Annotated in this window: 25 protein-coding genes; 15 read left to right on the forward strand and 10 right to left on the reverse strand. The window is 68.6% G+C overall.

What is annotated here, in order from left to right; translation table 11 throughout:
- The 5 genes from AB0H42_RS03950 to AB0H42_RS03970 all read right to left on the reverse strand — a co-directional run bounded on the left by AB0H42_RS03950 (nucleotide 1) and on the right by AB0H42_RS03970 (nucleotide 5,384).
- Nucleotides 1-1,176, reverse strand: coding sequence for a histidinol-phosphate transaminase (locus AB0H42_RS03950; RefSeq protein ID WP_357049385.1), 1,176 nt, complete (start codon nucleotides 1,174-1,176; stop codon nucleotides 1-3).
- Nucleotides 1,173-2,510 (reverse strand): histidinol dehydrogenase, encoded by a 1,338-nt coding sequence (gene hisD, locus AB0H42_RS03955; protein ID WP_357049388.1) that lies wholly within the window; start codon nucleotides 2,508-2,510, stop codon nucleotides 1,173-1,175. The genes AB0H42_RS03950 and hisD overlap by 4 nt, the downstream gene beginning before the upstream one ends.
- Before the next feature lie 97 nt (nucleotides 2,511-2,607).
- Entirely contained in the window at nucleotides 2,608-3,054 is a 447-nt protein-coding gene (locus tag AB0H42_RS03960; protein WP_357049390.1) for a hypothetical protein, read from the reverse strand.
- 103 nt (nucleotides 3,055-3,157) lie between these two features.
- Nucleotides 3,158-3,757 carry a maleylpyruvate isomerase family mycothiol-dependent enzyme gene (locus tag AB0H42_RS03965; RefSeq protein ID WP_357049393.1) on the reverse strand — a complete coding sequence of 200 codons (600 nt, stop codon included), beginning with the start codon at nucleotides 3,755-3,757 and terminating at the stop codon, nucleotides 3,158-3,160.
- Nucleotides 3,758-3,809: 52 nt separating this feature from the next.
- Nucleotides 3,810-5,384, reverse strand: coding sequence for a serine/threonine-protein kinase (locus AB0H42_RS03970; protein WP_357049396.1), 1,575 nt, complete (start codon nucleotides 5,382-5,384; stop codon nucleotides 3,810-3,812).
- A gap of 277 nt (nucleotides 5,385-5,661) precedes the next feature.
- On the opposite strand from AB0H42_RS03970, the gene priA reads away from it, so the two are divergent.
- From priA to hisI, 4 genes are all read left to right on the forward strand, one after another.
- Nucleotides 5,662-6,393, forward strand: coding sequence for a bifunctional 1-(5-phosphoribosyl)-5-((5-phosphoribosylamino)methylideneamino)imidazole-4-carboxamide isomerase/phosphoribosylanthranilate isomerase PriA (priA, locus tag AB0H42_RS03975; RefSeq protein ID WP_063127443.1), 732 nt, complete (start codon nucleotides 5,662-5,664; stop codon nucleotides 6,391-6,393).
- 25 nt (nucleotides 6,394-6,418) lie between these two features.
- Nucleotides 6,419-7,288, forward strand: coding sequence for an inositol monophosphatase family protein (locus AB0H42_RS03980; RefSeq protein ID WP_357049399.1), 870 nt, complete (start codon nucleotides 6,419-6,421; stop codon nucleotides 7,286-7,288).
- Nucleotides 7,289-7,360: 72 nt separating this feature from the next.
- Nucleotides 7,361-8,131: an imidazole glycerol phosphate synthase subunit HisF gene (hisF, locus tag AB0H42_RS03985; RefSeq protein WP_030523761.1), complete on the forward strand. Its 771-nt coding sequence runs from the start codon at nucleotides 7,361-7,363 to the stop codon at nucleotides 8,129-8,131.
- A complete protein-coding gene (gene hisI, locus AB0H42_RS03990) occupies nucleotides 8,131-8,481 on the forward strand; it encodes a phosphoribosyl-AMP cyclohydrolase (protein WP_357049402.1) in 351 nt (116 codons plus the stop codon). Before hisF ends, hisI begins: the two co-directional genes overlap by 1 nt.
- 9 nt (nucleotides 8,482-8,490) lie before the next feature.
- Here hisI and AB0H42_RS03995 read toward each other — a convergent pair whose 3' ends face one another.
- Together AB0H42_RS03995 and AB0H42_RS04000 are read right to left on the reverse strand one after the other, a co-directional pair.
- Nucleotides 8,491-8,982: a MarR family transcriptional regulator gene (locus tag AB0H42_RS03995; protein WP_357049405.1), complete on the reverse strand. Its 492-nt coding sequence runs from the start codon at nucleotides 8,980-8,982 to the stop codon at nucleotides 8,491-8,493.
- A 144-nt stretch (nucleotides 8,983-9,126) separates the two neighbouring features.
- Nucleotides 9,127-9,591 (reverse strand): peroxiredoxin, encoded by a 465-nt coding sequence (locus tag AB0H42_RS04000; RefSeq protein ID WP_357049408.1) that lies wholly within the window; start codon nucleotides 9,589-9,591, stop codon nucleotides 9,127-9,129.
- Nucleotides 9,592-9,669: 78 nt separating this feature from the next.
- Between AB0H42_RS04000 and AB0H42_RS04005 the strand changes: the two genes are divergently transcribed.
- From AB0H42_RS04005 to AB0H42_RS04045, 9 genes are all read left to right on the forward strand, one after another.
- A complete protein-coding gene (locus tag AB0H42_RS04005) occupies nucleotides 9,670-11,268 on the forward strand; it encodes an anthranilate synthase component I (RefSeq protein ID WP_357049411.1) in 1,599 nt (532 codons plus the stop codon).
- Nucleotides 11,265-12,182, forward strand: coding sequence for a TIGR02234 family membrane protein (locus AB0H42_RS04010; RefSeq protein WP_357049414.1), 918 nt, complete (start codon nucleotides 11,265-11,267; stop codon nucleotides 12,180-12,182). Before AB0H42_RS04005 ends, AB0H42_RS04010 begins: the two co-directional genes overlap by 4 nt.
- A 143-nt stretch (nucleotides 12,183-12,325) precedes the next feature.
- Nucleotides 12,326-13,144 carry an indole-3-glycerol phosphate synthase TrpC gene (gene trpC / locus AB0H42_RS04015; protein WP_030523755.1) on the forward strand — a complete coding sequence of 273 codons (819 nt, stop codon included), beginning with the start codon at nucleotides 12,326-12,328 and terminating at the stop codon, nucleotides 13,142-13,144.
- Nucleotides 13,144-14,436, forward strand: coding sequence for a tryptophan synthase subunit beta (trpB, locus tag AB0H42_RS04020; RefSeq protein WP_357049417.1), 1,293 nt, complete (start codon nucleotides 13,144-13,146; stop codon nucleotides 14,434-14,436). The genes trpC and trpB overlap by 1 nt, the downstream gene beginning before the upstream one ends.
- Entirely contained in the window at nucleotides 14,433-15,233 is an 801-nt protein-coding gene (gene trpA, locus AB0H42_RS04025) for a tryptophan synthase subunit alpha (RefSeq protein ID WP_357049420.1), read from the forward strand. Before trpB ends, trpA begins: the two co-directional genes overlap by 4 nt.
- Nucleotides 15,234-15,383: 150 nt before the next feature.
- Nucleotides 15,384-16,595 (forward strand): prolipoprotein diacylglyceryl transferase, encoded by a 1,212-nt coding sequence (gene lgt / locus AB0H42_RS04030; protein ID WP_357049590.1) that lies wholly within the window; start codon nucleotides 15,384-15,386, stop codon nucleotides 16,593-16,595.
- Between the two features lie 103 nt (nucleotides 16,596-16,698).
- Nucleotides 16,699-17,202: a TM2 domain-containing protein gene (locus AB0H42_RS04035; protein WP_030523751.1), complete on the forward strand. Its 504-nt coding sequence runs from the start codon at nucleotides 16,699-16,701 to the stop codon at nucleotides 17,200-17,202.
- 288 nt (nucleotides 17,203-17,490) lie between these two features.
- Nucleotides 17,491-18,909, forward strand: a complete 1,419-nt coding sequence (pyk, locus tag AB0H42_RS04040) for a pyruvate kinase (protein ID WP_357049423.1) — start codon at nucleotides 17,491-17,493, stop codon at nucleotides 18,907-18,909.
- Between the two features lie 25 nt (nucleotides 18,910-18,934).
- Nucleotides 18,935-19,828 carry an acyl-CoA thioesterase II gene (locus AB0H42_RS04045; protein ID WP_036515158.1) on the forward strand — a complete coding sequence of 298 codons (894 nt, stop codon included), beginning with the start codon at nucleotides 18,935-18,937 and terminating at the stop codon, nucleotides 19,826-19,828.
- 19 nt (nucleotides 19,829-19,847) lie between these two features.
- Here the strand turns inward: AB0H42_RS04045 and AB0H42_RS04050 are convergent, their stop codons facing one another.
- Together AB0H42_RS04050 and AB0H42_RS04055 are read right to left on the reverse strand one after the other, a co-directional pair.
- Complete coding sequence (locus AB0H42_RS04050) at nucleotides 19,848-20,255, reverse strand: hypothetical protein (protein WP_357049426.1); 408 nt, start codon at nucleotides 20,253-20,255, stop codon at nucleotides 19,848-19,850.
- A 248-nt stretch (nucleotides 20,256-20,503) separates the two neighbouring features.
- The gene (locus AB0H42_RS04055) at nucleotides 20,504-21,133 is read right to left on the reverse strand and encodes a low molecular weight phosphatase family protein (protein WP_357049429.1); all 630 of its coding nucleotides are present in this window, start codon (nucleotides 21,131-21,133) and stop codon (nucleotides 20,504-20,506) included.
- Nucleotides 21,134-21,564: 431 nt separating this feature from the next.
- Between AB0H42_RS04055 and AB0H42_RS04060 the strand changes: the two genes are divergently transcribed.
- Entirely contained in the window at nucleotides 21,565-22,932 is a 1,368-nt protein-coding gene (locus tag AB0H42_RS04060) for a DUF1214 domain-containing protein (protein ID WP_357049432.1), read from the forward strand.
- Nucleotides 22,933-23,663: 731 nt separating this feature from the next.
- Nucleotides 23,664-24,368 (forward strand): hypothetical protein, encoded by a 705-nt coding sequence (locus AB0H42_RS04065; RefSeq protein WP_357049435.1) that lies wholly within the window; start codon nucleotides 23,664-23,666, stop codon nucleotides 24,366-24,368.
- 267 nt (nucleotides 24,369-24,635) lie between these two features.
- Here AB0H42_RS04065 and AB0H42_RS04070 read toward each other — a convergent pair whose 3' ends face one another.
- Nucleotides 24,636-25,055, reverse strand: coding sequence for a hypothetical protein (locus AB0H42_RS04070; protein ID WP_357049437.1), 420 nt, complete (start codon nucleotides 25,053-25,055; stop codon nucleotides 24,636-24,638).
- Nucleotides 25,056-25,355: the final 300 nt, after the last annotated feature.

Here is a 25,355-nt window from a genome sequence, read left to right on the forward strand (position 1 = left end):
TCACTTCCGTCTCGGTGCTCGGTTGTGCGCTATCGGTTCGGTGGCGGTCAGTTTCGCGCTGACCCGCAAGAATTCGTCGTTCTCCGCGGCCAGCCCGATGGTGGCGCGCAGATAACCGCCGATCCCGACATCGCGGATGAGCACGCCTTCGTCCAGGTAGTGCTGCCAGGCGCGCGCGGCATCCGCGAACTTCCCGAACAGCAGGAAGTTGGCGTCACTGGGGACCACCTCGTACCCCATATCGGTCAGTGCCCGGGCGACCCGGTCACGCTGCGCGGCCAGTTCGGCGACGCTCGCCAGTGTTTCGTCGGCATGGCGCAGCGCGGCCCGCGCCGCGGCCTGGGTGACCACGGACAGGTGATAGGGCAACCGCACCAGCAGCAGCGCGTCGATGACCGCGGGAGCGGCGACCAGATAGCCGAGGCGGCCGCCGGCGAACGCGAACGCCTTGCTCATCGTACGGCTGACCACCAGTTTGGCGGGGTATCGGTCGATCAGGCCGACGGCGCTGGGCGCGGCGGAGAATTCCGCGTAGGCCTCGTCCACGATCACGATTCCGGGAGCGGTGTCGAGGATCCGGGCCAGCTCCGCGGGCGCGATACTGTGCCCGGTGGGATTGTTCGGGCTGGTCACGAAGACCACATCGGGTCGCCGTTCGGCGATGGCGGCGAGGGCGGCGTCGATATCGATCGCGAAATCGGCGCCCCGCTTCGCCTCGACCCATTCGGTATCGATGCCCTCGGAGATGATCGGATGCATGGAATAGGAGGGCACGAAACCCAGGGCCCGCCGGCCGGGTCCGCCGAACGCCTGCAGCAGCTGCTGCAGGATCTCGTTGGACCCGTTGGCCGCCCACACATTGGCCGCGTCCACCGCGACCCCGGTCTGCCGGGTGAGGTAGGCGGCGAGATCGGCGCGCAGGGCCACCGCGTCGCGATCCGGGTAGCGGTGCAGATCGGCGGCCGCGGCCCGGACCGCCTCGGCCACATCGTCGATCAGCGCGCGGCTCGGCGGATGCGGATTCTCGTTGGTGTTGAGCTGCACCGGCACGCTGAGTTGTGGTGCGCCGTAGGGGGATTTGCCGCGCAGGTTCTCCCGCAGCGGGAGCGCGTCGAGACCGATGGCGGATCCGGGAATCGCGGTCGCGGTGGTCGCCGCGGCGTCGGGTGCGGTCACGACAGCGCCTCGAAACGCGCGCGGACGGCCTGCCCGTGGGCGGGCAGGTCCTCGGCATCGGCCAGCGCGACCACATGTCCGGCCACATCTTTCAGGGCCGTCTCGCTGTACTCCACCACGTGGATTCCGCGCAGGAAGGTCTGCACGCTGAGCCCCGACGAATGCCGGGCGCAACCGGCCGTGGGCAGCACGTGATTGGATCCGGCGCAGTAGTCGCCCAGGCTGACCGGGGCGTAGGGGCCGACGAAGATCGCGCCCGCGCTGCGTACCCGGGCGGCCACGGCCGCGGGGTCGGCGGTCTGGATCTCGAGGTGTTCGGCGGCGTAGGCGTTGACCACCCGCAGACCCTGCTCGATATCGTCGACCAGCACGGTGCCCGATTGCGTCCCGGTCAGCGCGGTGGTGACCCGCTCGGCGTGTTTCACCACGGTCAGCTGCGCGGTCAGCGCCGCGTCCACCGCATCGGCCAGTTCGGGGCTGTCGGTGACCAGCACACTGGCGGCGAGCACATCGTGTTCGGCTTGGCTGATCAGGTCGGCGGCCACATGGACCGGATCGGCGGTGGCGTCGGCCAGCACGGCGATCTCGGTGGGACCGGCCTCGGCGTCGATCCCGACCAGGCCCCGGCAGAGCCGTTTGGCGGCGGTCACGTAGATATTGCCGGGACCGGTGATCAGGTCGACCGGCAGCAGCTCGGCGCCGTCGGTATCGGTGCCGCCGTAGGACAGCAGCGCCACCGCCTGCGCCCCGCCGACCGCCCATACTTCCTCGACTCCCAGCAGCCGGGCGGCGGCCAGGATGGTGGGGTGCGGGAGCCCGCCGAACTGCTGTTGCGGCGGCGAGGCCACCACCAGGGACTCCACCCCGGCGGCCTGGGCCGGGACCACGTTCATCACGACGCTGGACGGGTAGACCGCGTTACCGCCGGGTACGTACAGCCCGACCCGCTCCACCGGAACCCAGCGCTCGGTCACCGTCCCGCCCGGCACCACCGCGGTGGTGGTGTCGGTGCGCCGCTGGTCGGCGTGCACCGCGCGGGTGCGGTCGATCGCGACCTCGAGCGCGGCGCGTACCGCAGGATCGAGCTCGTCCAGGGCCGCGGCGAGCCGCTGCGCCGGGACACGGACGGAGTCCGGGGTGACACCGTCGAATTTCGCGCCGAATTCCAGCGCCGCGGCCGCGCCGCGGTCGCGGACGGCCTCCACCACGGGCCGCACCTGATGCAGTACCGAGTCCACATCGACACCACCGCGCGGCAGCGCGGTGCGCAGTTGCGCGGTCGTGGGAGTGCGCCCGCGCAGATCCACGCGGGCGAGCTCGATACGGGATGTCATGGTGGTTTCGGTCCTCGTCTTCGGCCTGGTTACATCAGCACAGGGTGCCGTTCCAGCCTAACGGGCCGCTACCACTGAATATCCGCGTGGTCGGTGATCAAGAGATCCGTGTGTAGATGAAATCGAGCTGGTGCTCCCAGTTACGCGGGTCCAGTTCGGAGTCCGAGCGCTCCCAGGTGGCGCGGAATGTGGTTTCCGTCTCGTCCAGGTTCCCGGTGAACCGCTGGGAATGGCCGGGTGCGTCACGCCACACCCGCCACAGCGGTCCGTCGAAAGAACCCTGGTAGACGCGGTGCTCGCCGAACTGATCGTACTGCAGGATGACGAGGCGCTCCTGGTACAGATCGTCGGCGCCGACGAGCCAGGTCCAGCTGACCCCGGGATCCGGGACCGTGTAGCGGACCGTCAGGAACCGTGCGTCGGGCACCCACGCGATCGATGTATGTCCGATGATATCGGGGTGCAGACTCGTGGTCGTCTTCCACTCACCGACCATCCTGGCCATCGCGGCCAGCGCCGACTCGGTCATCTGCGCGTCTCCCATCGGTGGAGCGAACTCGGATGTTCAGCTGCAGCGGCGACGCAGTTCCGGGACCCCTTCGCCCTCGAGTTCGTCGAGGACCACCGGACGCCCACCATTGCCAACGCTAGCGCCTCGGCCCGCCCCCGTACCGGAGGACCGGACCCCTTGACCCAGTCGAAATCTGTCGCGGCGAACTGCAACCCCTCCGTATACCGCCACGGGCGGGCGAACGGGTCGGGGCGGGCGTACCTCCGCCTTCGCTCCGGCCGTGCGCGTCCACATACCGACCCCTCCGTCCAGACCGCCACCCCTCGCTCACCTCGTCGAGCACGGCGCGCAACCGGTCGGCGGGGATCTCGCGGGCCCGGCCCAGCGGGCGGCGGATGTCCTGCTGGTGGACGAACAGGTCGGCGAGACCGAGCCGGAGCCACCAGCGCGATACCGATCCCGGGGCCGCGGCGAACTCCGCCGGCAGTTGCGCCGGTGTGCGCTGCGCTCCGACCGCGGCCATCGCGTTGTTGACGCCGTCGATGGAGAAGCGATGGCGCACCGTGATCCCGGCGTACTCGGCGAGAGAGATGCTGTCGTAGCGCAGATGGGCCACCAGCTCCCGCACCCGCCGGCCGGTGCACAGGGTCGGCGCATCCCACTCCGCCTCGGACAGGTCCCGCAGCAGGGCGGTCATCTCGGCGCGTTCGTCGGCGAGCATCCCCCGGATATCCATGGCGCAGACCATAGCCCGGCCGGCCTCCGGTGCCCCCGGAGCCGACCGGCGGTCAGCGGGTATCGCTGTCGATCAGCAAACTGCCGCCGGAGCTGATGATCCGCAGGGTCGGCGTACGGGTCTGACCGCCGTAACTGAGGTTGTTCACCCGCATATCCACCGAACCGTCGGGGTTGTTGCCCTTGTACGCCTCGATCCGGCTGAAATTCTGCACGGTCCGGGTCGACCAGTACTGCTGGAACTCCTGCTGGCTGCCGTACACCTGCTGGGCGGCGGGGGTCAGCAGCGACCAGGACCCGGCGGGATCCAGATAGAACTGCTCGATCAACTGTCCGGCCTGCACCCATTCGACCGAACCGGTGCTGGCCGTGGAACCGACCGTGGGACTGCTGGCGGCCGGGGTATCGGGCGAGTTCGAGACGGTGGCGCTGGTCGTGGTGTCCGCCTGTGCCGAACCGCTGTCACCCGAATCGGAGGAGTTGAAGAACAGCACCCCGCCGACGACCGCGGCCCCGGCGATACCGCCGATGACCACCGCGCGTTTGACCCCGCCGTTACCGCCCGATTTCCGCGCGACCGGCTGGGTGCTCGTGGGGGGATGGTTCGCCGGCCGGCGCGGCGGCCGCGCCTCCTCCCCGTTGCGTCCCGCCGACCGCGATTCCGGCCGGCGCCGCGGCCGGGGCTCCTCGGCCGGGGCGCCGTAGCGGCCGGGCGCCGGCGATTCCATCGTGCTGACGGCGGCGCCGCCGTGGCCGTTGCCGCCGTGGCCGTTGCGGTCGAAGGCTTCGCGCGCCGGTACGAAACCGCCGTGCTCGGCCGCCGCGTTCTCGAATCCGGCGAACCGGGACAGTGCTTCCCGGGCCTCGCGCATGGTCGGCCGGTCCTGTGGATCCGAACTGAGCAGATCCAGCACGAAATCGGTGGCGGGACCCGCGTTCTGCGGTTCGCTCACCTGGCCGTTGGCCGCCGCGTAGAGCACTTTGAGCGGATTACCGGACCCGAACGGCGGTTCACCCTCCAGCGCGTGGAAGAGCGTGGCGCCGAGTGCGAAGACGTCCGCGGCCGGGGTCGGATCGGCGCCGCGCGCCACCTCCGGCGCGAGATACGCGGCGGTTCCGCAGATCAGGCCGGTTTCGGTGAGCGTGACATCGCCGGTGGCCCGGGAGATACCGAAATCGGTGATCTTCACGGTGCCGTGATCGTCGAGCAGCACATTGCCCGGTTTCACATCACGGTGCACGAGGCCGGCCTGGTGCGCCGCGATGAGCGCCGAGGCCACCTGTTCGCCGATCCGGGCGACCTGCGGTAGCGGTAGCGGTCCCTGTGCCGACAGCACCTGTGCCAGGCTGCGGGATTTCATGTACTCCATCACCAGGCACGGATCGCCGCCGTGCTCGGTGATGTCGAAGACCACGATGGCATTCGGATGCTGGAACCGGGCCGCGTTGCGGGCCTCCCGGGTCGCTCGCTGCCGGAGCACATCGCGCTCCGCGGGCGGCAGACTGGGTTTGATGTGGATCTGCTTGATCGCCACCGACCGTTGCAGACGCTCGTCGACGGCACGCCAGACCACGCCTGTGCCGCCGCTACCAATCTGCTCGACCAGGCGGTAGTGATCCGCGATCAACTGACCGGTATCGATGGCGCCTACTCCGAACCTTCTCGAAATCGTGACATGCCGCGTCCTTGACCACTCACGCGTTCGGGACGAGTGTAGCGGGCACCTCGACCGCCCCAGTGGGTGATGTCACCTTAGCGGGCGGCCGCCGGGTGCTGCGCGCGGGCCGGAGGGTGTGCCGGGGCGACCGGCGAACACCGCGCTAACCGGACGCCGACAGTTCCGGCCCGGCTGTGCGCGGACTGCGGATGGGTCGTGCCGGGCGCCACCTACTAGGCTGTTCCGAGTGAGTCTTGTGCTGCTGCCCGCTGTCGATGTCGCCAATGGAGAGGCCGTCCGCCTGGTACAGGGCGCGGCGGGCAGCGAAACCAGTTACGGTTCGCCCCGCGACGCGGCTCTGGCGTGGCAGGAGGACGGCGCCGAATGGGTCCATCTGGTCGATCTGGACGCCGCGTTCGGTCGTGGCTCCAATCGTGAACTGCTCGCCCGGGTGGTCGGCGAACTCGATGTCGCCGTCGAACTGTCCGGCGGGATCCGGGACGACGAATCGCTGAAGGCCGCGATGGCCACCGGTTGCGCCCGGGTCAACCTCGGCACCGCCGCCCTCGAGGACCCGCAGTGGTGTGCACGGGCGATCGCGGAGTACGGCGAGCGGGTCGCGGTCGGACTGGATGTGCAGAAGGTCGACGGGGAGTACCGGTTGCGCGGGCGCGGCTGGGTCAGCGACGGCGGCGACCTGTGGGAGGTACTCGAACGTCTGGAACGCGACGGCTGCTCCCGGTACGTCGTCACCGATGTCACCAAGGACGGCACCCTCACCGGACCGAACCTGGACCTGCTGCGCGAGGTGTGCATGGCCACCGACGCGCCGGTGATCGCCTCCGGCGGGGTGTCCGCCCTGGCCGACCTCACCGCGATTGCCGACCTGGTGCCCGACGGTGTGGAGGGAGCGATCGTGGGCAAGGCCTTGTACGCTGGCCGGTTCACCCTCCCCGAGGCGCTGGCCGCCGTCCGTTGAACCGCGACGACCGGGGGCCGAGACGATGACCGGAACAGACAGCGAACTGGCCACTCTGCTGGCCACCGCCGCCGAAATTCTCGACGGGGTGAGCGGCCGTTTCCTCGAGGGCCGGGGCGCGCCCAGTGCGGTGGCCAAGGGGTCGCGGGATTTCGCGACCGAACTGGATCTGGAACTCGAACGCACCATTTCCGCCCGGCTCGTCGACCGGACCGGGATCGAGGTGCACGGCGAGGAGTTCGGTGGGCCCGCGCTCACCAGCGGTACCGCGTGGGTGCTGGATCCCATCGACGGCACCTTCAACTATTCGAACGGCCACCCACTCACCGGCACCCTGCTGGCGCTGGTCCGCGACGGGGAGCCGGTACTGGGCCTGGCGTGGTTCCCGCCGCTGGGCCGCCGGTACGCGGCGGTCGCGGGCGGCCCGCTGCTGCTCGACGGTAAGCCGCAGCCGCCGCTGGCCCCCGCCGTGCTCGACGAGGCGATGATCGGGTTCGGGGCCTTCAATATCGAATCCTCCGGGCGGGTACCGGGGCTGTTCCGGCATCGGGTCCTCGGCACGTTGAGTGCGCTGTCCTCGCGGGTGCGGATGCACGGATCCACCGGTATCGACCTGGCCTTCACGGCCGAGGGCACGCTGGGCGGGGCGATCGTCTTCGGGCACCACCCGTGGGACAACGCGGCCGGTGCGCTCATGGTGCGGTGCGCGGGTGGCGTGGTCACCGACCTCGAGGGCGTGGACTGGACCATCGAATCCGGTTCGGTGCTGGCGGCCGCGCCGGGCGTGCACGCCGAACTGCTGGATATGATCGCCGCGACCCGGGGCAGCGGGTACACCCCCGTCTCCGACCGGGTGGATACGGCCGATCCGCGCGGCGAGGAGGAGAATCCATGATGCGATACTGCGATACCTTCGCCTTCGCTGCGGCCCCCGCGGATCGCATGTACCGACTTCGATGAGGAACCCATGCTTGCTACTCGGGTGATTCCTTGCCTGGACGTCGATTCCGGGCGGGTGGTCAAGGGTGTGAACTTCCAGAACCTGCGGGATGCCGGTGACCCGGTGGAACTGGCGGCGGCCTACGACGCCCAGGGCGCCGACGAACTCACCTTCCTCGACGTCACCGCCTCCAGTGGCGACCGCGGCACCATGCTCGACGTGGTGACCCGCACCGCCGAGCAGATCTTCATCCCGCTCACCGTCGGCGGCGGGGTCCGCACCGTCGAGGATGTGGACCGGCTGCTGCGCGCGGGAGCCGACAAGGTCTCGGTGAACACCGCCGCCATCGCGCGACCCGAGGTGCTGCACGAGATGTCGCAGCGATTCGGGTCGCAGTGCATCGTGCTGTCGGTGGACGCCCGGACCGTGCCCGACGGGGAGCCGGCCACCCCATCGGGATGGGAGGTCACCACGCACGGCGGGCGGCGCGGCACCGGAATCGACGCGGTCGAATGGGCGATCCGCGGCGCCGAACTCGGGGTGGGGGAGATCCTGCTCAATTCGATGGACGCCGACGGCACCAAGGCCGGTTTCGATCTGCGGATGATCGGCGCGGTGCGGGCGGCGGTCTCGATCCCGGTCATCGCCTCGGGTGGCGCGGGTGCGGTGGAGCATTTCGCCCCGGCCGTGCAGGCCGGCGCGGACGCCGTGCTCGCCGCGAGCGTGTTCCATTTCGGCGATCTGACCATCCCGCAGGTGAAGGACGCCATGCGTGCGGCGGACCTGGTGGTGCGGTGATGGATCGGATCCTCGATCCGGCGATCGCCGCCCGGCTCAAGCGCAACGAGGCCGGGCTGGTGGCCGCCGTCGCGCAGGAACGCGGTACCGGCGACGTGCTGATGATGGCCTGGATGGACGACCAGGCGCTGGCGCGCACCCTGGCCACCCGCCGTGCCACCTACTATTCACGGTCCCGGCAGCAGTACTGGGTGAAGGGCGAGACCTCCGGGCACACCCAGTACGTGCACGAGGTGCGGCTGGACTGTGACGGTGACACCGTGCTGCTGATCGTCGACCAGGAGGGCGCGGCCTGCCATACCGGTACCCATACGTGCTTCGACACCGATGTACTGCTGGCCGAAGAGTAGGCCGCCGGGTCAGCGCCGCGAATCCGAGGCGGTGGACTGACCGGACCGCCCCAGTACCGCCCCCAGATGGGTGGTGAGGGTTTCGCCCACATCGGCCAGGGCCGCGGTCTGGTCGGCGTCCAGGCCCTCGAACACCAACCGGCGCACGACGTCCATATAACCGGGCGCTGCCTCCACGACCTTCTGCTGGCCCTCGTCGGTGAGCAGGGCCAGCACACCGCGCCGCCCGGTGGCCGCCGTGCGGGTCGCCCACCCCATGCGCTCGAGCTTGGACACCACATGCGACAACCTGGATAGCGATGAGTTAGCTCTTTGCGCGAGTTCGCTCATCTGCAGCCGCCGGTCCGGCGCCTCCGAGAGCAGGGTGAGCACCCAGAACTCGAAATGAGTGACACCGGATTCTCGCTGCAGATCGGTGTCCAGAGCCCCCGGCAAACGGTTCAACAGTGCGACCACCGCGCGCCAGGCGCGTCCTTCGACCGGGTTCAGCCAATCCGTCACTTGTCCGCCTTCTTTCCACCCCGGCGACGATTGCGGCAGTGGTCGCTCGGCTATGGAGAGTTTGCCACGACTTCGCTCGGTCGTGTGGCATCTCGGAAACGAAGGTGAGTTCATTCACAGGGCCCGGGTGGGCCCCGCGGCGGATCAGGCGACGGTGCGGCCGCGGAGGAACTCCAGCGCCTTGTCGGCGTGCACATTCGCGCGCAGTTCACTGCTGATCACGGTCAGGATCCGGCGGTCGGTACCGATCACGAAGGTATTGCGCTTCACCGGCATCAGCTTGCCCAGCAGGCCGCGTTTCACTCCGTATTCCGCGGCGACCATGCCGTCGGCGTCGGAGAGCAGTGGATATTCCAGCCGCTGCGATCCCGCGAAACCGGCCTGCACGTCCACCGCGTCGGCACTGATCCCGGCGCAACCGGCGCCGAGCGCGGCGAATTCGGCGGTGAGATCGCGGAAGTGGCAGGCCTCGGCGGTGCACACCGGGGTGTTCGCGGCCGGGTAGAAGAACAGGACGAGTGGCCCGTCGGCCAGCAGGGAGTCCAGGGAGCGGGGCGTGCCGCTCTGATCCGGGAGTTCGAACGAGGGCGCGAGCGAGCCGATCTTCATACCGGGACAGTACCTGTGACGGCGGGTCGCACGGGGTGCGTCGTGACGGCTCGGAACAGAACTGGAATGATAGGGCAAATGCACGGCGTGCCCACTCCCGCGACTACTTCCCGCGAACGATTCCTCGAACTCGCCGCCGAACACCGGGTCGTTCCCGTGACCCGGAAGGTGCTTGCGGATTCGGAGACTCCGCTGTCGGCCTACCGCAAACTGGCCGGTGACCGCGCGGGCACTTTCCTGTTCGAATCCGCGGAGAACGGCCGATCGTGGTCGCGCTGGTCGTTCATCGGCGCGGGCAGCCCGTCCGCGCTCACCGTCGTGGACGGCGCCGCCACCTGGCTCGGCGCCACTCCGGCGGGGGCGCCCTCGGGCGGCGATCCGCTCGCGGCGCTGCACGAGACCCTGGAACTCCTGCGCACCGAACGGCTGCCCGGTTTGCCGCCGCTCACCGGCGGCATGGTCGGTTACCTCGGCTACGACGCGGTGCGCCGGATGGAACGGCTGCCCGAGCACGCGCTCGACGATCTGCGGCTGCCGGAGATGGTGCTGTTGCTGGCCACGGACCTGGCCGCGTTCGATCATCACGAGGGCGCGATCACCCTGATCGCCAATGCGGTGAACTGGAACGGCACCTCCGAGAACGTCGACGCGGCCTACGACGACGCGGTCGCCCGGCTGGACCGGATGACCGCCGCCCTCGGCGCGCCCGCACCTTCCACGGTCTCGGTGTTCGATCAGCCCGAACCGCAGTTCCGGCGGGCCCGTACCCCGAACGAGTTCGGTGCCGGCGTGCGCCGCCTGGTCTCCGAGATCGAAGCCGGTGAGGCGTTCCAGGTGGTGCTGTCGCAGCGCTTCGAGATGGACTACGGCGGCGCGCCGATCGATCTGTACCGGATGCTGCGCGCGGCCAACCCGAGCCCCTACATGTTCCTGCTGCATATTCCGGACGGGGACGGCAACACCGCGTTCTCCATCGTCGGGTCCAGCCCGGAGGCGCTGGTGGCGGTGCAGGACGGGGTCGCGACCACGCATCCGATCGCGGGGACCCGGTGGCGCGGCGCCACGGAAGAGGACGATCTGCTGCTCGAGAAGGGCCTGCTGGCCGACGAGAAGGAGAACGCCGAACATCTCATGCTGGTCGACCTCGGCCGTAACGATCTCGGCCGGGTGTGCGTCCCCGGGACGGTGCGCGTCACCGAATACCGGCACGTCGAGCGGTACAGCCATGTGATGCACCTGGTCTCCACGGTCACCGGACGGCTCGCCCCGGGCAAGATCGCCCTGGACGCGGTGCGCGCGTGTTTCCCGGCGGGCACGCTCTCCGGGGCACCCAAGGTCCGCGCCATGCAGTTGATCGAAGAGCTCGAGCCCACCCGGCGCGGCGTGTACGGCGGGGTGGTCGGCTACCTCGATTTCGCCGGCGACGCCGATACCGCGATCGCCATCCGTACCGCGCTGCTCAAGGACGGTATCGCCTACGTGCAGGCCGGCGCCGGTGTGGTGGCCGACTCCGAGGCCGAATACGAGGACACCGAATCCCGTAACAAGGCGATGGCCGTACTGCGCGCGGTGGCCGCTGCCGAAACGGTGCGTGCCTTCGATGAGGGCACCGACGCCGACCCGCGCCGGGACGGGGATCGCGCATCCGCCGCCGCGGTGCCCGGCGGCGGCGTATGACGGCGCCCGGCGATCCGGCCGCCGACTCCGGGTCCGGGTCCGACGACACCCGTGGTGCGGCCCCGGGCGGTGCCGATTCCGGCGCGACCCGGCCGGGGCCCCTCGACTGGGGCGACGAGGAACTGCCCGCCGCCGAGCCGGCCGGACCCGCCCCGGGCAGCCGGTACCCGGTGCCTGCGATCGGATTGCTCGCCGTGGCCGCGGCCGCGCTGTGGGGGTCCTCGCGGTTGACCTGGGTCACCGTCACCTCGGCGGACGGGCTCACCGAGCCGCGTACCGACGAACTGAACGGTGGCGTCTGGTTCGGCGCGCTGACACCGCTGGCGCTGGTGCTGCTGGCCGCGATCGCGGCGGTCCTGGCGACCCGCGGGTGGGTGCGCCGGCTGGTGGGGGTCCTGGTGGCGTTGATCGCCGCAGTGACCGCCGTTCCGGCGCTGGCGCTGCTCACCGGGTCCGGGGCCACCGAGCAGCGGGCGGCGGCGCTGGCCGAACTGCCCGGCCGGGCGCAGGTACAGGAGCTGGTGACAGCACCGGGCGCCGCCGTGCTCGCGCTGGCCGGGGCGGTGGCGGCGTTGGGCGCCGGACTGCTGCTGGCCCGGATGCCGGCCGGTGCGAAACAGCTCTCCGGCAAATACGACGCCCCCGCCACCCGCAAGGCCGCGGCGACGCGCGCGGTCCAGGAAAGTACGGCGGGCGGCCCGCTGCCGGAACGGGTGCTGTGGGATGCCCTCGACGCCGGTGCCGACCCGACCGATCCCGCGGCCACGGAGGCGGCGGCGCCGGGCGACACACCGGACACGCGCGATACCCATTCCGAGGAACCGGAAAACAATCCCGGCGCACCCGGAGACGGCAAGAACCGGCCGGGTACGGCCGGAAAAGCGGATTCGAAGGAATCCGGCGACGCCCCTTAGCAGGTCGGCCGGGGCGGTGTGATCCGCCCCCGGCGTCACGGTGCCGCGCGCTTCCATTTACTCTTGTTCAGCATCGGTGAGACATCGCCTGGGGGAATCCCGCAGGCAATAACTCGCGTCTCCCCAGAAAGGATTCGAGCCAGATGACGGTACTCGACTCGATTCTCGACGGGGTCCGCTCGGATGTAGCCGCTCGGGAAGCGGTGCTGGACTTCCCGGCAGTGAAGGCAGCGGCCGCCGCCGCGGCCCCGCCGCTCGATGCGAAGGCCGCGCTTCTCGAAGACGGTATCGGCGTGATCGCCGAAGTGAAGCGGGCCAGTCCCTCCAAGGGGGCACTCGCCGAGATCATCGATCCGGCCAGTCTCGCCAAGGCCTACGAGGACGGTGGGGCGCGCGTGATCAGCGTGCTCACCGAGGGCCGCCGGTTCCACGGATCGCTCGACGATCTGGACGCGGTCCGGGCCAGCGTGAACATTCCGGTGCTGCGCAAGGATTTCGTTGTCGGTCCCTACCAGATCCACGAGGCCCGGGCGCACGGCGCCGATGTGATCCTGCTGATCGTCGCGGCGCTGGAGCAGGACACCCTGGCCTCGCTCATCGACCGCACCGAATCGCTGGGGATGACCGCGCTGGTCGAGGTGCACACCGAGGAGGAGGCCGATCGGGCGCTCACCGCGGGCGCCACGGTCATCGGTGTCAACGCCCGGAACCTCAAAACTCTCGAGGTCGATCGGGACTGCTTCTCCCGGATCGCCCCGGGCCTGCCCACCGAGGTCATCCGGATCGCCGAATCCGGGGTCCGCGGCACCGCCGATCTGCTCGCCTACGCCGGTGCCGGCGCGGACGCGGTACTGGTCGGTGAGGGGCTGGTCACCAGTGGCGACCCGCGCGCGGCGGTATCCGAACTGGTTACCGCGGGCACGCATCCGTCCTGCCCCAAACCGGCCCGGCGGGGGCGATGATGTCCGCGGGCGGCCCTTCGTCCACCAGTGTTCCGCTGCCGGCCGCCAGCCGGGGAGTGGCCCAGCGCAGCGAGCACGAACCCGATGAGGGCGGCCACTTCGGCGTCTACGGCGGCCGGCATGTGCCCGAGGCGCTGATGGCGGTGATCGAGGAGGTCACCGCCGAATACGACAAGTCGCGGCTGGACCCGGACTTCCTCGCCGAACTGGACCGGCTGCAGCGCGACTACACCGGCCGTCCGTCGCCGGTCTTCGAATGTGTGAACCTGGCCGAGCACGCCGGGGGCGCGCGGATCCTGCTCAAACGGGAGGACCTGAACCACACCGGGTCGCACAAGATCAACAATGTGCTGGGCCAGGCGCTGCTCGCGAAGCGGATGGGTAAGACCCGGATCATCGCCGAAACGGGCGCCGGACAGCACGGTGTCGCCACCGCCACCGCGTGCGCGCTGCTGGGCATGAAATGCATCGTCTACATGGGGGCCGTGGATACCGCGCGGCAGGCGCTCAACGTGGCCCGGATGCGGTTGCTCGGCGCCGAGGTCGTCTCGGTGACCCTGGGCTCGCAGACGCTCAAGGACGCCATCAACGAGGCGCTGCGCGACTGGGTCACCAATGCCGACGACACCTACTACTGCTTCGGCACCGCCGCCGGACCCCACCCCTTCCCGGTGATGGTCCGCGATTTCCAGCGGGTCGTCGGACTGGAGGCCCGCGCCCAGGTGCAGTCCCTGACCGGGCGCCTGCCCGACGCGGTGGCCGCCTGCGTGGGCGGCGGCTCCAACGCCATCGGGATCTTCCACGCCTTCATCGACGACCCGGGCGTCCGGCTGATCGGGTACGAGGCGGCCGGTGACGGTGTGGAGACCGGACGGCACGCCGCCACGTTCGCCGGCGGTTCGCCGGGTGCCTTCCAGGGCGCCTACTCGTACCTGCTGCAGGACGAGGACGGCCAGACCATCGACTCGCATTCCATCTCCGCCGGGCTGGACTATCCCGGGGTCGGCCCGGAGCACGCCTTCCTGAAGGATATCGGCCGCGCCGAGTATCTCCCGGTCACCGATACCGCCGCGATGGACGCCCTGCTGCTGCTGAGCCGCGCCGAGGGCATCATCCCGGCCATCGAATCGGCGCACGCGGTCGCCGGGGCGATCGAACTCGGCCGGGAACTCGGCGAGGGCGCGATCATCCTGGTGAACCTGTCCGGTCGTGGTGACAAGGATATGGATACCGCCGCCCGCTGGTTCGGGCTCTTCGACGATCCGGACACGGGCAAGGAGAACGGTCAGTGAGTTCCGATTCCCGACTCGGCCCCACCTTCGCCGCCTGCCGGGCCGAAAACCGGGCCGCGCTCATCGGATATCTGCCCGCCGGATACCCGGACCTCGACGGATCGCGCCAGGTCGTGCGCGCGATGGTCGAATCCGGCTGCGATATCGTCGAAGTGGGCGTCGCCTACTCCGATCCGGTGATGGACGGGCCCACCATTCAGGCCGCCGCCGATCAGGCGCTGCGCGGCGGGGTCCGGGTGCGCGATGTGTTCTCCGTGGTCGAGGCCGTGACGAGCGCGGGTGCGCAGGCCGTGGTGATGACCTACTGGAACCCGGTGCTCAAGTACGGTGTGGACCGTTTCGCCCGCGACCTGGCCGCGGCCGGCGGTGCCGGGCTGATCACCCCGAACCTGATCCCGGAGGAGGCCGGCGACTGGTTCGCCGCCTCCGACGCCCATCACCTCGACCGGATCTTCCTGGTCGCCCCGTCGTCCACCGAGGAACGTCTGGCGTCCACCCTCGAGGCCAGTTCCGGTTTCGTCTACGCCGCGTCGACCATGGGCGTCACCGGCGCCCGCGATGCCGTCTCGACCATGGCGCCCGCGCTGTGTGCCCGGATCCGTGAGCACAGCGAGATCCCGATCGGTGTGGGCCTGGGCGTGCGCTCCGGCGCGCAGGCCGCCGAGATCGCCGCCTACGCCGACGGGGTGATCGTCGGGTCCGCCCTCGTCTCGGCGGCCGCGCAGGGCCTGGACGCGGTCCGCGCCCTGACCGGCGAGCTGGCCGGCGGGGTTCGCGCGGCGGCTGTCGCGTCCTGATCGGCGTGCTGCCCGTGACACACGGGTGGAGCCCGTACTTGTCTGGATAACCGGCTCGACTACGGTTGCCCCGTGACCGTTATCGCCGCACCGGATACCGTCGCGACCGCCGGAACCCCCGGCGGCGCCGTCCCGCACGCCGCCGATCTACTGGCCTACCTCCCCAGTCCGCCGCAGGGCGTCTGGGAAATCGGGCCGTTCCCGCTGCGGGCGTACGCGATCTGCATCATCATCGGGATCATCGTCGCCATCTGGTGGGGCGAGAAACGCTGGCAGGCCCGCGGTGGCGAAGCCGGCACCGTGCTGGATGTCGCGGTCTTCGCCGTCCCGTTCGGGCTCATCGGCGGACGCCTCTACCATGTCGCCACCGACTGGCAGAAGTACTTCGGCGCCGACGGCAACCCGGTGGACGCGCTGAAGATCTACCAGGGCGGGCTCGGTATCTGGGGCGCGGTCTTCTTCGGCGCCATCGGTGCCTGGATCGCCTGCCGCATCTACAAGATCCCGCTGCCCGCGCTCGGCGACGCCGTCGCCCCGGCGATTCTGCTGGCGCAGGCCATCGGACGACTCGGCAACTACTTCAACCAGGAGCTCTACGGCCGGGAAACCGATCTGCCGTGGGGTCTGGAGATCTATCTCCGGTTCGACGATTCCGGCCGGCTCGACATGATGAACGGTGTCTCCTCCGGCGAGGTGCATTCGATCGTGCATCCCACGTTTCTCTACGAGCTGATCTGGAACGTGCTGGTGGTGGTCGCGCTGGTGCTGATCGACCGGCGTTTCCGGATCGGCCACGGCCGGCTGTTCGCCCTCTACGTGGCCGGTTACTGCTTCGGCCGGTTCTTCGTCGAGCTCATGCGTGACGACGAGGCCACGCAGATCGCGGGTATCCGGATCAACTCGTTCACCTCCGGTCTGGTGTTCCTCGCCGCGGTCGCCTACGTCCTGTTCGCGACCAAGGGTCGCGAAACCCCCGAGCAGCTGAGCCCGGACGCGGCTCCCCGGCCATGGCCGTGGCAGCTGGGCGCATTGCGTGCGGTGGGGGCCGCCGGCGCGGCGGGTTCGGTGGCGACGGCAGCGGGCACCACCGACGAGGCGGCCGAGGACACCGGAAAGGACGAGGTCGAGGACACCGGAATCGATTCCGCCGCATCGTCTTCCGTGCCTGCGCCAGGAAAGGAAGCGGCCGGCGAAGCCGGGGGAACCGATTCGGGCACCGCGGACTCCGATGCGGCGGAGGCGAAGTCGGATTCCGGTTCGGCCGAGGCGGAGTCGGCGGCGACCGTGACCGAGTCATCCGATGATTCCGTGCCGGACAAGGACGGCGAAGCCGCCGAATCCGCTGCCCCGCGAAGCAAATAGGGCTCCGTTCGGCGGTCGGTGCGGGCGTCTGGCAGCATCGTGTCGGAGGGGAGGCGACACCAGGTTGTCTTCCGCTGCCGGGGGTACCGACCAAGGAGGAACGATGACCGATCCGTACCAGCAGGGCGGGCCGCAGTACGGCCCACCCGGAACCGGGCCGGACCTGAGCAAATCGCCCGGTGCGCCGGGCTACCCGTCGCAGCCGCAACCGCAGCCCTACCAGTCCTATCCGTCCCAGCCGCAGCCGTACCCGCCGCAGGGCCAGTACGGGGCACCTCCCGGCTACGGCCAGCCGCCGGCCGGCTACGGGCCCCCGATGGGCCCCGGCGGATACAACCCGATGGACCCCGAGGCGCCCTACGGCCGGGATATGAACGGCGTGCCGTACTCGGACAAGCAGAAACTGACCGCCGGTCTGCTGCAGATCTTCCTGGGCGCGTTCGGTGCGGGACGGTTCTACATCGGCGATACCGGTATCGCGATCGCCCAGATCGCGGTCACCTGGCTCACCTGCGGTTTCGGTGGAATCTGGCCGCTCATCGACGGCATCATGATGCTCACCGGCAGTGTGCAGGACCCGCAGGGACGGCCCCTGCGCGAGAACTGACCCGCCACACACTTTCCGCAGACCCCCGGCGCCGCCGGGGGTCTGTTCCGTTTCCCGGGCGGTCTGCGCGTCGCTGCGCGGTGGGTGCCGGCGGCGCCCGGTTGTGGTCCGCGGACATGCCGATTTCGTATGCCGTAGCGTGGAGTTCACCATTGTGTAGCTATGCAGTGAATTTCGTATGGCAGAGTTAGCTTCGCAGGTCTACCCGTGATTCGCCAGATGCTCTGGTCCGGCGGATCGCCCGGGGGCGGACGGAACGGGACAACTCGGCAGGATTAGGCTCGACACGTGATGCGACGGACGAAGATTGTGTGCACCCTCGGCCCGGCCACTGCCACCGAGGAACGTATTCGAGAGCTCGTCGAGAGTGGTATGGATGTCGCCCGGCTCAATTTCAGCCACGGCGAGCACTCCGACCACGCCGAAAACTACAAGAAGGTGCGGCAGGCCTGCGACGATCTCGGCCGCGCCGTCGGCATACTCGCCGATCTGCAAGGCCCCAAGATCCGACTGGGTCGCTTCGCCGAGGACCGGACGGTCTGGGCGACCGGTGAGACCGTGCGTATCACCGTCGACGATATCGTCGGCAGCCACGACCGCGTCTCCACCACCTACAAACAACTCGCCGCCGACGCCAAATCCGGCGACCGGCTGCTGGTCGACGACGGCAAGGTCGGGCTCGAAGTGATCCGCGTCGAGGGCAACGACGTGGTCTGCGAAGTGACCGAGGGCGGCCCGGTCAGCAACAACAAAGGTGTTTCGCTGCCGGGTATGGACGTGTCGGTGCCCGCGCTCTCCGTCAAGGACATCGAGGATCTGGAATTCGCGCTGAATCTGGGCGTGGACTTCATCGCGCTGTCGTTCGTGCGCTCCCCTTCCGATATCGAACTCGTCCACGATGTGATGGACCGGGTCGGCCGCCGGGTGCCGGTGATCGGCAAATTGGAGAAGCCCGAGGCCATCGACAACCTCGAGGCCGTGGTCCTGGCGTTCGACGCGGTCATGGTGGCCCGCGGCGATCTCGGCGTGGAACTGCCGCTCGAGCAGGTGCCGATCGTGCAGAAGCGAGCGATCCAGATGGCGCGGGAGAACGCCAAGCCGGTCATCGTGGCCACCCAGATGCTCGAATCGATGATCGAGAACTCCCGGCCCACCCGCGCGGAGGCCTCGGATGTGGCGAACGCGGTGCTCGACGGCGCGGACGCGGTCATGCTGTCCGGGGAGACCTCGGTCGGTAAGTACCCGATCGAGACCGTGCGCACCATGGCCCGCATCGTGCACGCGGTGGAGACCGAATCCACCAACGTCCCGCCGCTCACCCACACCCCGCGGACCAAGCGCGGTGTGATCTCCTACGCGGCCCGCGATATCGGGGAACGTCTCAACGCCAAGGCCCTGGTGGCCTTCACCCAGTCCGGTGACACGGTCCGCCGGCTGGCCCGGCTGCACACGCCGCTGCCGCTGCTGGCGTTCACCCCCCTTCCGGAAGTGCGCAGTCAGCTGGCACTGACCTGGGGTACCGAAACCTTCATCGTGCCCACCGTGGACAGCACCGATGCCATGATCAAACAGGTCGATCAGGCGCTGTTGAGCATGAACCGTTACCGCAAGGGCGACCTCGTGGTCATCGTCGCGGGCTCCCCTCCCGGTACCGTCGGTTCCACCAACCTGATCCATGTGCACCGCATCGGCGAGGAGGACCACTGATGACCGAGGATCGCGGAGCCGCCCGGTGAGCGCGCCGGTCGACGAAACGGAGACGGACAACCACACCGATCTCGACACCCTGCTGGAACTGCTGGACCTCGACGAGGTATCCGAGGACGTCTTCCTCGGACACCATCCGGAGAAGGTGTCCAGCCGGACCTTCGGCGGCCAACTCGTCTCCCAGGCGGTGATCGCGGCGGGCCGGACCGCCGGACATCGTCCGATCCACGTGCTGAACGCTCATTTCGTGCGCGGCGGCGATGTGAAGAAGCCGATCGAGTACCACGTGGAGCGGCATCGTGACGGCCGGGCATTCGCCAACCGCACCGTTACCGCCACCCAGGACGGCCAGGAACTGTTCGTCATGCTGGCCTCGTTCCAGGAGTGGGGTAAGGGCCTCGAGCACGCGCACGAGCGGCCCGAGGTGCCGGACCCGGAGACCCTGCCGCGGATCCAGGAGAGTTTCGCCGGGTTCGAGGACAAACTCGAGATGTTCGTGAACGCCCCGCATCCGATCGATATGCGGTACACGAACGATCCGGCCTGGATTCTCAAGGGGACCGGAGAGAAGCTCAATCACAACCGGGTGTGGATGCGCGCCGACGGCACCCTGCCCGACGATCCGCTGATCCATGTCGCGGCGCTGAGCTATTCCTCCGACACCACCGTGCTCGATTCGATCATCACCACGCACGGCCTGTCGTGGGGTCTGGACCGGATCGTGGCCGCCACGGTGAACCATTCCATCTGGTTCCACCGGCCGTTCCGTTTCGACGACTGGGCGCTGTACTCCACCGAGTCCCCGGTCGCCGCGGGATCGCGTGGTCTGGCCACGGGACGGTTCTACTCGCGCGCGGGCGACCTGCTGGCCACGACCGTGCAGGAAGGCGTGATCCGGCACTTCCCGGCCCGCCGCTGAGCAGACGCGACTTGCCGGATCAGAGTCGCTCCGGCAACAGCGGTTCCCAGCCGAGATCGGTGCGCTGTTCGGCACTGAAGGTGAACGGTGCGCCGGGGCCGTGTGTGTCCAATCCCCGGAGCAGTCGGTGTTCGAGGTCGGCGAGATAGCCGTCGGTGAGTTCGGCCGGATCGCCGGCCAGGCTCAGCGCGATCTCGAATGTCGCGTGTCCCTGCGGCTGCGCCCCCGGATTCGCGGTGCGCCAGCGATTGTCGAACTCGCGGTGCCGGGAATCGTCTTCGGCGACGGGCAGGGTGAAACGCCACGCGCAGATATCACCGTCGCCCAGATGCTCGTCCAGTTCCGCGCGGACGGTGTCGACGAGATCGTTCAGGATTTCCGGGGTCACATAAACATGAAGCGAAACATCCGAAATGCGTTTCGGCATGCCTGATTCCTGTCGTGTGTCGAACCTGCAACGGGATCGGATTCTTCGGATCGATGGTCCGGATGGCGAGTGTAGTGCCCAGAACGTGGAAAGTCAGGTTGCACGCCGGTATTCGCGGTCGTCCGGGGCGCCGCCGGGCCGGGACGCGGGTCTGCGGGACCCGGCCTGCCGCTGCGCGGCGGGAAATCGGCGGGTCGTCTCCCGCGGTGGACCGCGCGCCGGTCAGACCGGTGTTCGGGCTCGAGTCCTCATGCGTACCAGCCGGTGTGCTGGGCCGCGACCAGTGGTGAGAGCCGGGGCGTGGCGGCATTCTGCCGCACCACCAGCGGCGGCCGGCCCCAATGCTGATCCCCGGGCGTGGCGATGGGGGCCAGGGCCACCAGCAGCGGCACCAGCGCATCGGCGATCCGGTCACCGACCTCGCAGTACGCCTTGGCCGACAGGCCCACCGGGTCGGCGATGTTCTCCCGCCCGACCCGGGACAGATTGTGCCGGTGGCAATGCAGATCGGCCACGGTCCGGGCACCGGTGACGCGGGCGATACGGTAGGCCTCCAACAGCGTGAAGGTCCGTGAGTTCGAGCCGGCGGCCGTGTCGGCCACCTCGTCGCGAATGTTCTCGGTCATGGTGAGTACGAGATCCGCGCGATCGATATGCTCGGTCCCGAGTTTGCGAGCACGGAAACCACCGGGGTCCCCACCGAGCCCGATGATGGCCTCGGCCGCCCGTGGTTCCACCGGAAACCCCACGAGGGCCCGGGTGCCGGCACTTTCGGCGGTGATACCGGTGAGCCGGTATTCGACCGCGATGGAACGGGTGAGCCGTTCGGCGATCACCGAGCGGCACACGTTTCCATTGCAGACGAACAGGATGTGCATAGCGGCCACGGTAATTTGCGCTGCCTGCGCCGAACACCGGTCTCTGTGCGATTTCACAATGCTCCGGGTGTCAATTCATCTGTGTGTAGCGTGCCGTACACGAATCCGGCCCGATTTTTCCCGGTGGTACGAAAAATGTTTCCGTGAAGACCGCGCCGTTCTCTCCGGTGGGGCCGTGCGGTCCGCGTATGGGGTTCGAATTCCGCTGTGATCCGTCCCGGATGCCCGGATGCCCGGATGCCCGGATGCCCGGATGCCCGGATGCCCGGATGCCCGGATGCCCGGATGCCCGGATGCCCGGATGCCCGGATGCCCGGCAGGTTTCTCCGGTCGGTTCACCCGGTCCGGGTGAGCCGGGGAGCGCGATCTGCGGCGTACGGTTGCCGAAGTATGCCCGGAGGACCCGTCGAGCGAGGGGAAGGTGGCTGCTCATGGCCGGTTCTGTGGGTTTCGCGGGACAGACGGTGACCCCGGAATACGCGCGGACGGTGGCGCGGACGGCGTATCTGTGGGGCTGGCCGCTGGTGAACATGCACAACCGCCGCGTCGCGATGAATCAGCTCGCCGAGCCCGGGCTGCTGGCCGGGGCCGTGCCCGCCGGTCCGCCCGGCACGTTGAGCATGCTGGGCGATTATCTCCGGCCCGAGGAACGTCTCGTCGCGTGCCCGGATCAGGACGTGGTCCACGGGTTCGGGGTATTGGACGGGCGGCTGGAGCCCTCGGTGGTGCAGGTGCCCGAATTCGGTGACCGGTTCTGGGCGTATCAGGCGATGGATCAGCGCACCGATTCGTTCGCCCGGCTCGGTGCCGTGCACCGGACCGCGCCCGGATTCTATCTGCTCGCGCACGAATTGTGGACGGGTACGGTGCCCGCCGGGATCACCGGGGTCTTCCGCTACGACACCCGCTGCGGGGTGGTGATCCCCCGGGTCTTCCTCGACGACACCGCGCGCGACCGTGCGATGATCGCACCGCTGGTGGACCGGATCACCATGTATCCGCTGTCGGAGTTCGACGGCAGTGTGCGGATCGCCGACCGGTCGTCGGTGCCCTCCTTCGGCGCGGGTTCCGCGCCCCGCGGCCGGCACGAGCGGCAGTGGGTGGATCCGGAACAATTCTTCTGCGTACTCGGTGAGGTGCTCGACGAAGTGCCGCCGCGGCCGGGTGAGCAGGCCCTGTACACGCGGTTGCGCGCAGTGCTTGCCGCGGCCGCCCACGACCGCGAGATCGCGGAGGTGCTGCGGCACGCGGCGGTCGACACCGACGTGGCGGTGGGGGAGTTGTTCGAATTCCGCAATATCGGAATCCCGGTGGCCCGGCACTGGACCACCGGGCACAACGGCGCCGCGTTCGGGACCGATTACCTTTCCCGGACCGCGATGGCGAAAGCGAACATCTTCGCCGGCGTCCCGGACGAAACCGCCTGCTATTACCAGGATCTCGACGACACCGGCGACCGCCTGCACGGTGCCCGCACCTACACGGTGCACTTTCCCGCCGGGCAGTTGCCGCCGGTCCGGGGGTTCTGGTCGCTGACGGTCTACAACAGCCGGCACCTCTTCCACTCCAACGAACTGGACCGGTATTCACTGGGGACCAGGAATCAGGACCTCACCTACGGTGACGACGGATCACTCACCCTCACCGTCGGTGGTGCCGGTCCCAGCGATCCGAAACAGCTCGCCAATTGGCTGCCCGCGCCCGATGACGATTTCTCGCTCGTCCTGCGCGCCTACTGGCCCGAATCCGGCATTCTCGACGGCAGCTGGGCGCCGCCCGCGGTCGGGCCACGGGTCTGACCGCGCTTCCCCGATATCGCGCCCGGCGGACGCGGGTGCCGGCCGAACGCCTCACCGCCGAGGGGCTCGCCGCGCGGGATCACGATGCCCGGCGCGCGATCGACGAGGCCCGTACGTGCGACGACGAGAGGGTGTTCGTCGAGCTCGGAGCGACCACCCTGATAGCGCAGCGCGTGGGTGATACGCGGCGGCAGGAGCCGTGCTCGCAGGCAGGAGCCGTACTCGCCATCGGAACGGCTGCGGGGCGTCGTGCGGCGGGCGAGTCGTCCCCGCGGCGGCGCCGGTACATCCGGGAGTTGCGGTTCCGGATGACCGCACGGATCGGCCCGCCGGTGTCGTTCATCGGCGAAGTCGCGGGAGAACGGACGCCCGGCGACCTGCTTCCGGAGGATCCGGACGCGGTGCGGGAAAGGATGCGCCTCGGAATGCGGGCAGCCGCGGACGGCATGAGACGAAGGAGAATCGGCCGGATTCGGAAATGCCGTCCGACCTTGGTGCCGAGTGTGGGACTCGAACCCACACGTCCTTTCGGACAACGGTTTTTGAGATTGGCTCACTGAATAGTTGCAGGTCACGGGATCGTTGGTGATTGTGGGCGAATCGCTGTGACCTGGGCAGACACCTCGCTGACAGTGTTGGCGGGGTTTGTCGCGTGCGTACCTACTGCGGACCGACTGCGGACTGGTCGAAACGACGGAATGGTGTCTGACGCTGGCGGTACTCTTCCCCGCATGAGTCTCATCCCGCAGTTCCTCACTCAGGGGACCTTCTATGCGGCCTTTCTTCCTGGTGCCGCGTGTGGCGCGTTAGTCACGGCGGGTAGCACGTACTTCAACAACCGCAGCAGCGACAACCGGAAAGCCCGACAAGAGCACGAGAAGCTGGATCGCGTGGAGGCTCGGGAAGACAAGCGGGAGAGCGATGAGCGGCTACGGAAGGCATGCGCCGAGTACGCCAGTGTCTGTGAGCAGGTATTGATAGGTGCGATCGATACGAAGGCGATCTTCAACGCGCTTCGCGATGCAATTCTGCAACCAGACCAGGCCGACCCGAAGGCGATGACCAAGGTCGCGTTCGCTGAGACTCAGATCGATGAGATGAAGCGTGTCAGCAAGGCCTATAGCGACCTCAAGCTGGAGGCCCCGCCGCAGATTATGTCGGCAGCCACACGGTCGTATCAGGCCCTGCAGATGCTTACCCGAGCGACGACCGAGCCCTTCGCGAAGGCTGCCTTGGTGAAGACTGCCGCAGACGAGCTGAACAAGTTCGTTGAGGTGTTCCGGGATCATTTCGGGATAGGTCGGTACGGCTACGAGGATGCCGAGCGCGATACCGAGACATTCGTCGACACGCTCAAAGGGCAAATCCGTGACTTTGTTGAGGAGGCGAAGCGCGATCTGCGGGAGGCTGGGTTTCGCTCGACACCATGGGATTGAGTGAGCCCAGAGGTGTCGAGCCAGGGCGTTGCATCCCGAGGTGGGCGGCTGGTGGCCCTGCTGGCTGGTGGTCTGCGCATTACAGGGGCTGGCTTCCCCGCCTGCCCCATAGGGCCTGCCTTTCTCGCGTAGAGGCTCCGCGGTCAAGGGTGGCGTAGCCATCAGCGGAGCTGACGCCGTAGGCGCCCTTGAGGGTGGAGGGGCGCGGGAACACAATGCAGGCCACCAGTCAGCAGGGCCACGCGGCCGGAGGTCGCGGAGTTGTTACTACGCCACGCCGATGTCGATTGGCCCGTGGCTTTTCTCCCACCAGGCAACCAAGATCGAGTGATTGTCCTTGACAAGCTGGCGCATGTATTTCACCTTCTTGCCCCAGCCTTCCGGTGTCGGGCCCATAAACTCGCCGGTGACCAGGTTCATTTTGAGCTTGATGGACGGCTCGGCGCTGATCTCGATATGGACGTGTGGCGGCGGGTGGTCGCGAGTGCAAACCCGGAGGACGACCCCACGTTCACAACGCAGACCATCTGCGACGAGGGCACAAATAAAGCCTTCCTCGTCGTAGCCGGCGGCTCCTTGGATGCCGAACTCGCGGATTGCGATCGCGTGGAGCCGGTGGAGGATATGTTCTGCGGTGACGTGCCCTGCTTCTTTGGCTTCCTGCCACTGTTCGGGCGTATCAATCACGATTGGTATGTCTCGCTCCTGAGACCAGAGCGGATTGCCGGGGTATCGGCTCATCCGTGACCTCCCGTTCTGTCGGACGGCGCAGCTTACCAGCGCGGTTTCGGCAGATGCATCGGGCTTTCCGGTCGATCTGACGCGGCCACAGCCAGTCGGCCGACTCTTAGCGGACGGTCCGTGAGTGGCTGCGGGAGGTAAGCCGGGTACGGCTGTCGTCGTGCCCACACTTCTCGGTTATCGAAAATCAACCATCTCGGGTCGGTAGCGGCTGGTGCAGGTGTGCCGCCGACGCACCGGTGCGCC

This window comes from Nocardia sp. NPDC050799, from assembly GCF_040654015.1.
In the GTDB taxonomy this organism is placed as follows: Bacteria; Actinomycetota; Actinomycetes; order Mycobacteriales; family Mycobacteriaceae; genus Nocardia.

Coding starts and splice junctions, on each gene's coding strand:
- AB0H42_RS04050 (WP_357049426.1), bottom strand. CDS start 20,255: ATGCCGAAACGCATTTCGGATGTTTCGCTTCATGTTTATGTGACCCCG.
- AB0H42_RS04060 (WP_357049432.1), top strand. CDS start 21,565: ATGGCCGGTTCTGTGGGTTTCGCGGGACAGACGGTGACCCCGGAATAC.
- AB0H42_RS03960 (WP_357049390.1), bottom strand. CDS start 3,054: ATGGGAGACGCGCAGATGACCGAGTCGGCGCTGGCCGCGATGGCCAGG.
- AB0H42_RS03965 (WP_357049393.1), bottom strand. CDS start 3,757: ATGGATATCCGGGGGATGCTCGCCGACGAACGCGCCGAGATGACCGCC.
- AB0H42_RS04065 (WP_357049435.1), top strand. CDS start 23,664: ATGAGTCTCATCCCGCAGTTCCTCACTCAGGGGACCTTCTATGCGGCC.
- AB0H42_RS03980 (WP_357049399.1), top strand. CDS start 6,419: ATGACCGGAACAGACAGCGAACTGGCCACTCTGCTGGCCACCGCCGCC.
- AB0H42_RS04000 (WP_357049408.1), bottom strand. CDS start 9,591: ATGAAGATCGGCTCGCTCGCGCCCTCGTTCGAACTCCCGGATCAGAGC.
- hisF (WP_030523761.1), top strand. CDS start 7,361: ATGCTTGCTACTCGGGTGATTCCTTGCCTGGACGTCGATTCCGGGCGG.
- AB0H42_RS04010 (WP_357049414.1), top strand. CDS start 11,265: ATGACGGCGCCCGGCGATCCGGCCGCCGACTCCGGGTCCGGGTCCGAC.
- trpB (WP_357049417.1), top strand. CDS start 13,144: ATGTCCGCGGGCGGCCCTTCGTCCACCAGTGTTCCGCTGCCGGCCGCC.
- hisD (WP_357049388.1), bottom strand. CDS start 2,510: ATGACATCCCGTATCGAGCTCGCCCGCGTGGATCTGCGCGGGCGCACT.
- trpC (WP_030523755.1), top strand. CDS start 12,326: ATGACGGTACTCGACTCGATTCTCGACGGGGTCCGCTCGGATGTAGCC.
- AB0H42_RS04035 (WP_030523751.1), top strand. CDS start 16,699: ATGACCGATCCGTACCAGCAGGGCGGGCCGCAGTACGGCCCACCCGGA.
- AB0H42_RS04005 (WP_357049411.1), top strand. CDS start 9,670: ATGCACGGCGTGCCCACTCCCGCGACTACTTCCCGCGAACGATTCCTC.
- hisI (WP_357049402.1), top strand. CDS start 8,131: ATGGATCGGATCCTCGATCCGGCGATCGCCGCCCGGCTCAAGCGCAAC.
- AB0H42_RS04055 (WP_357049429.1), bottom strand. CDS start 21,133: ATGCACATCCTGTTCGTCTGCAATGGAAACGTGTGCCGCTCGGTGATC.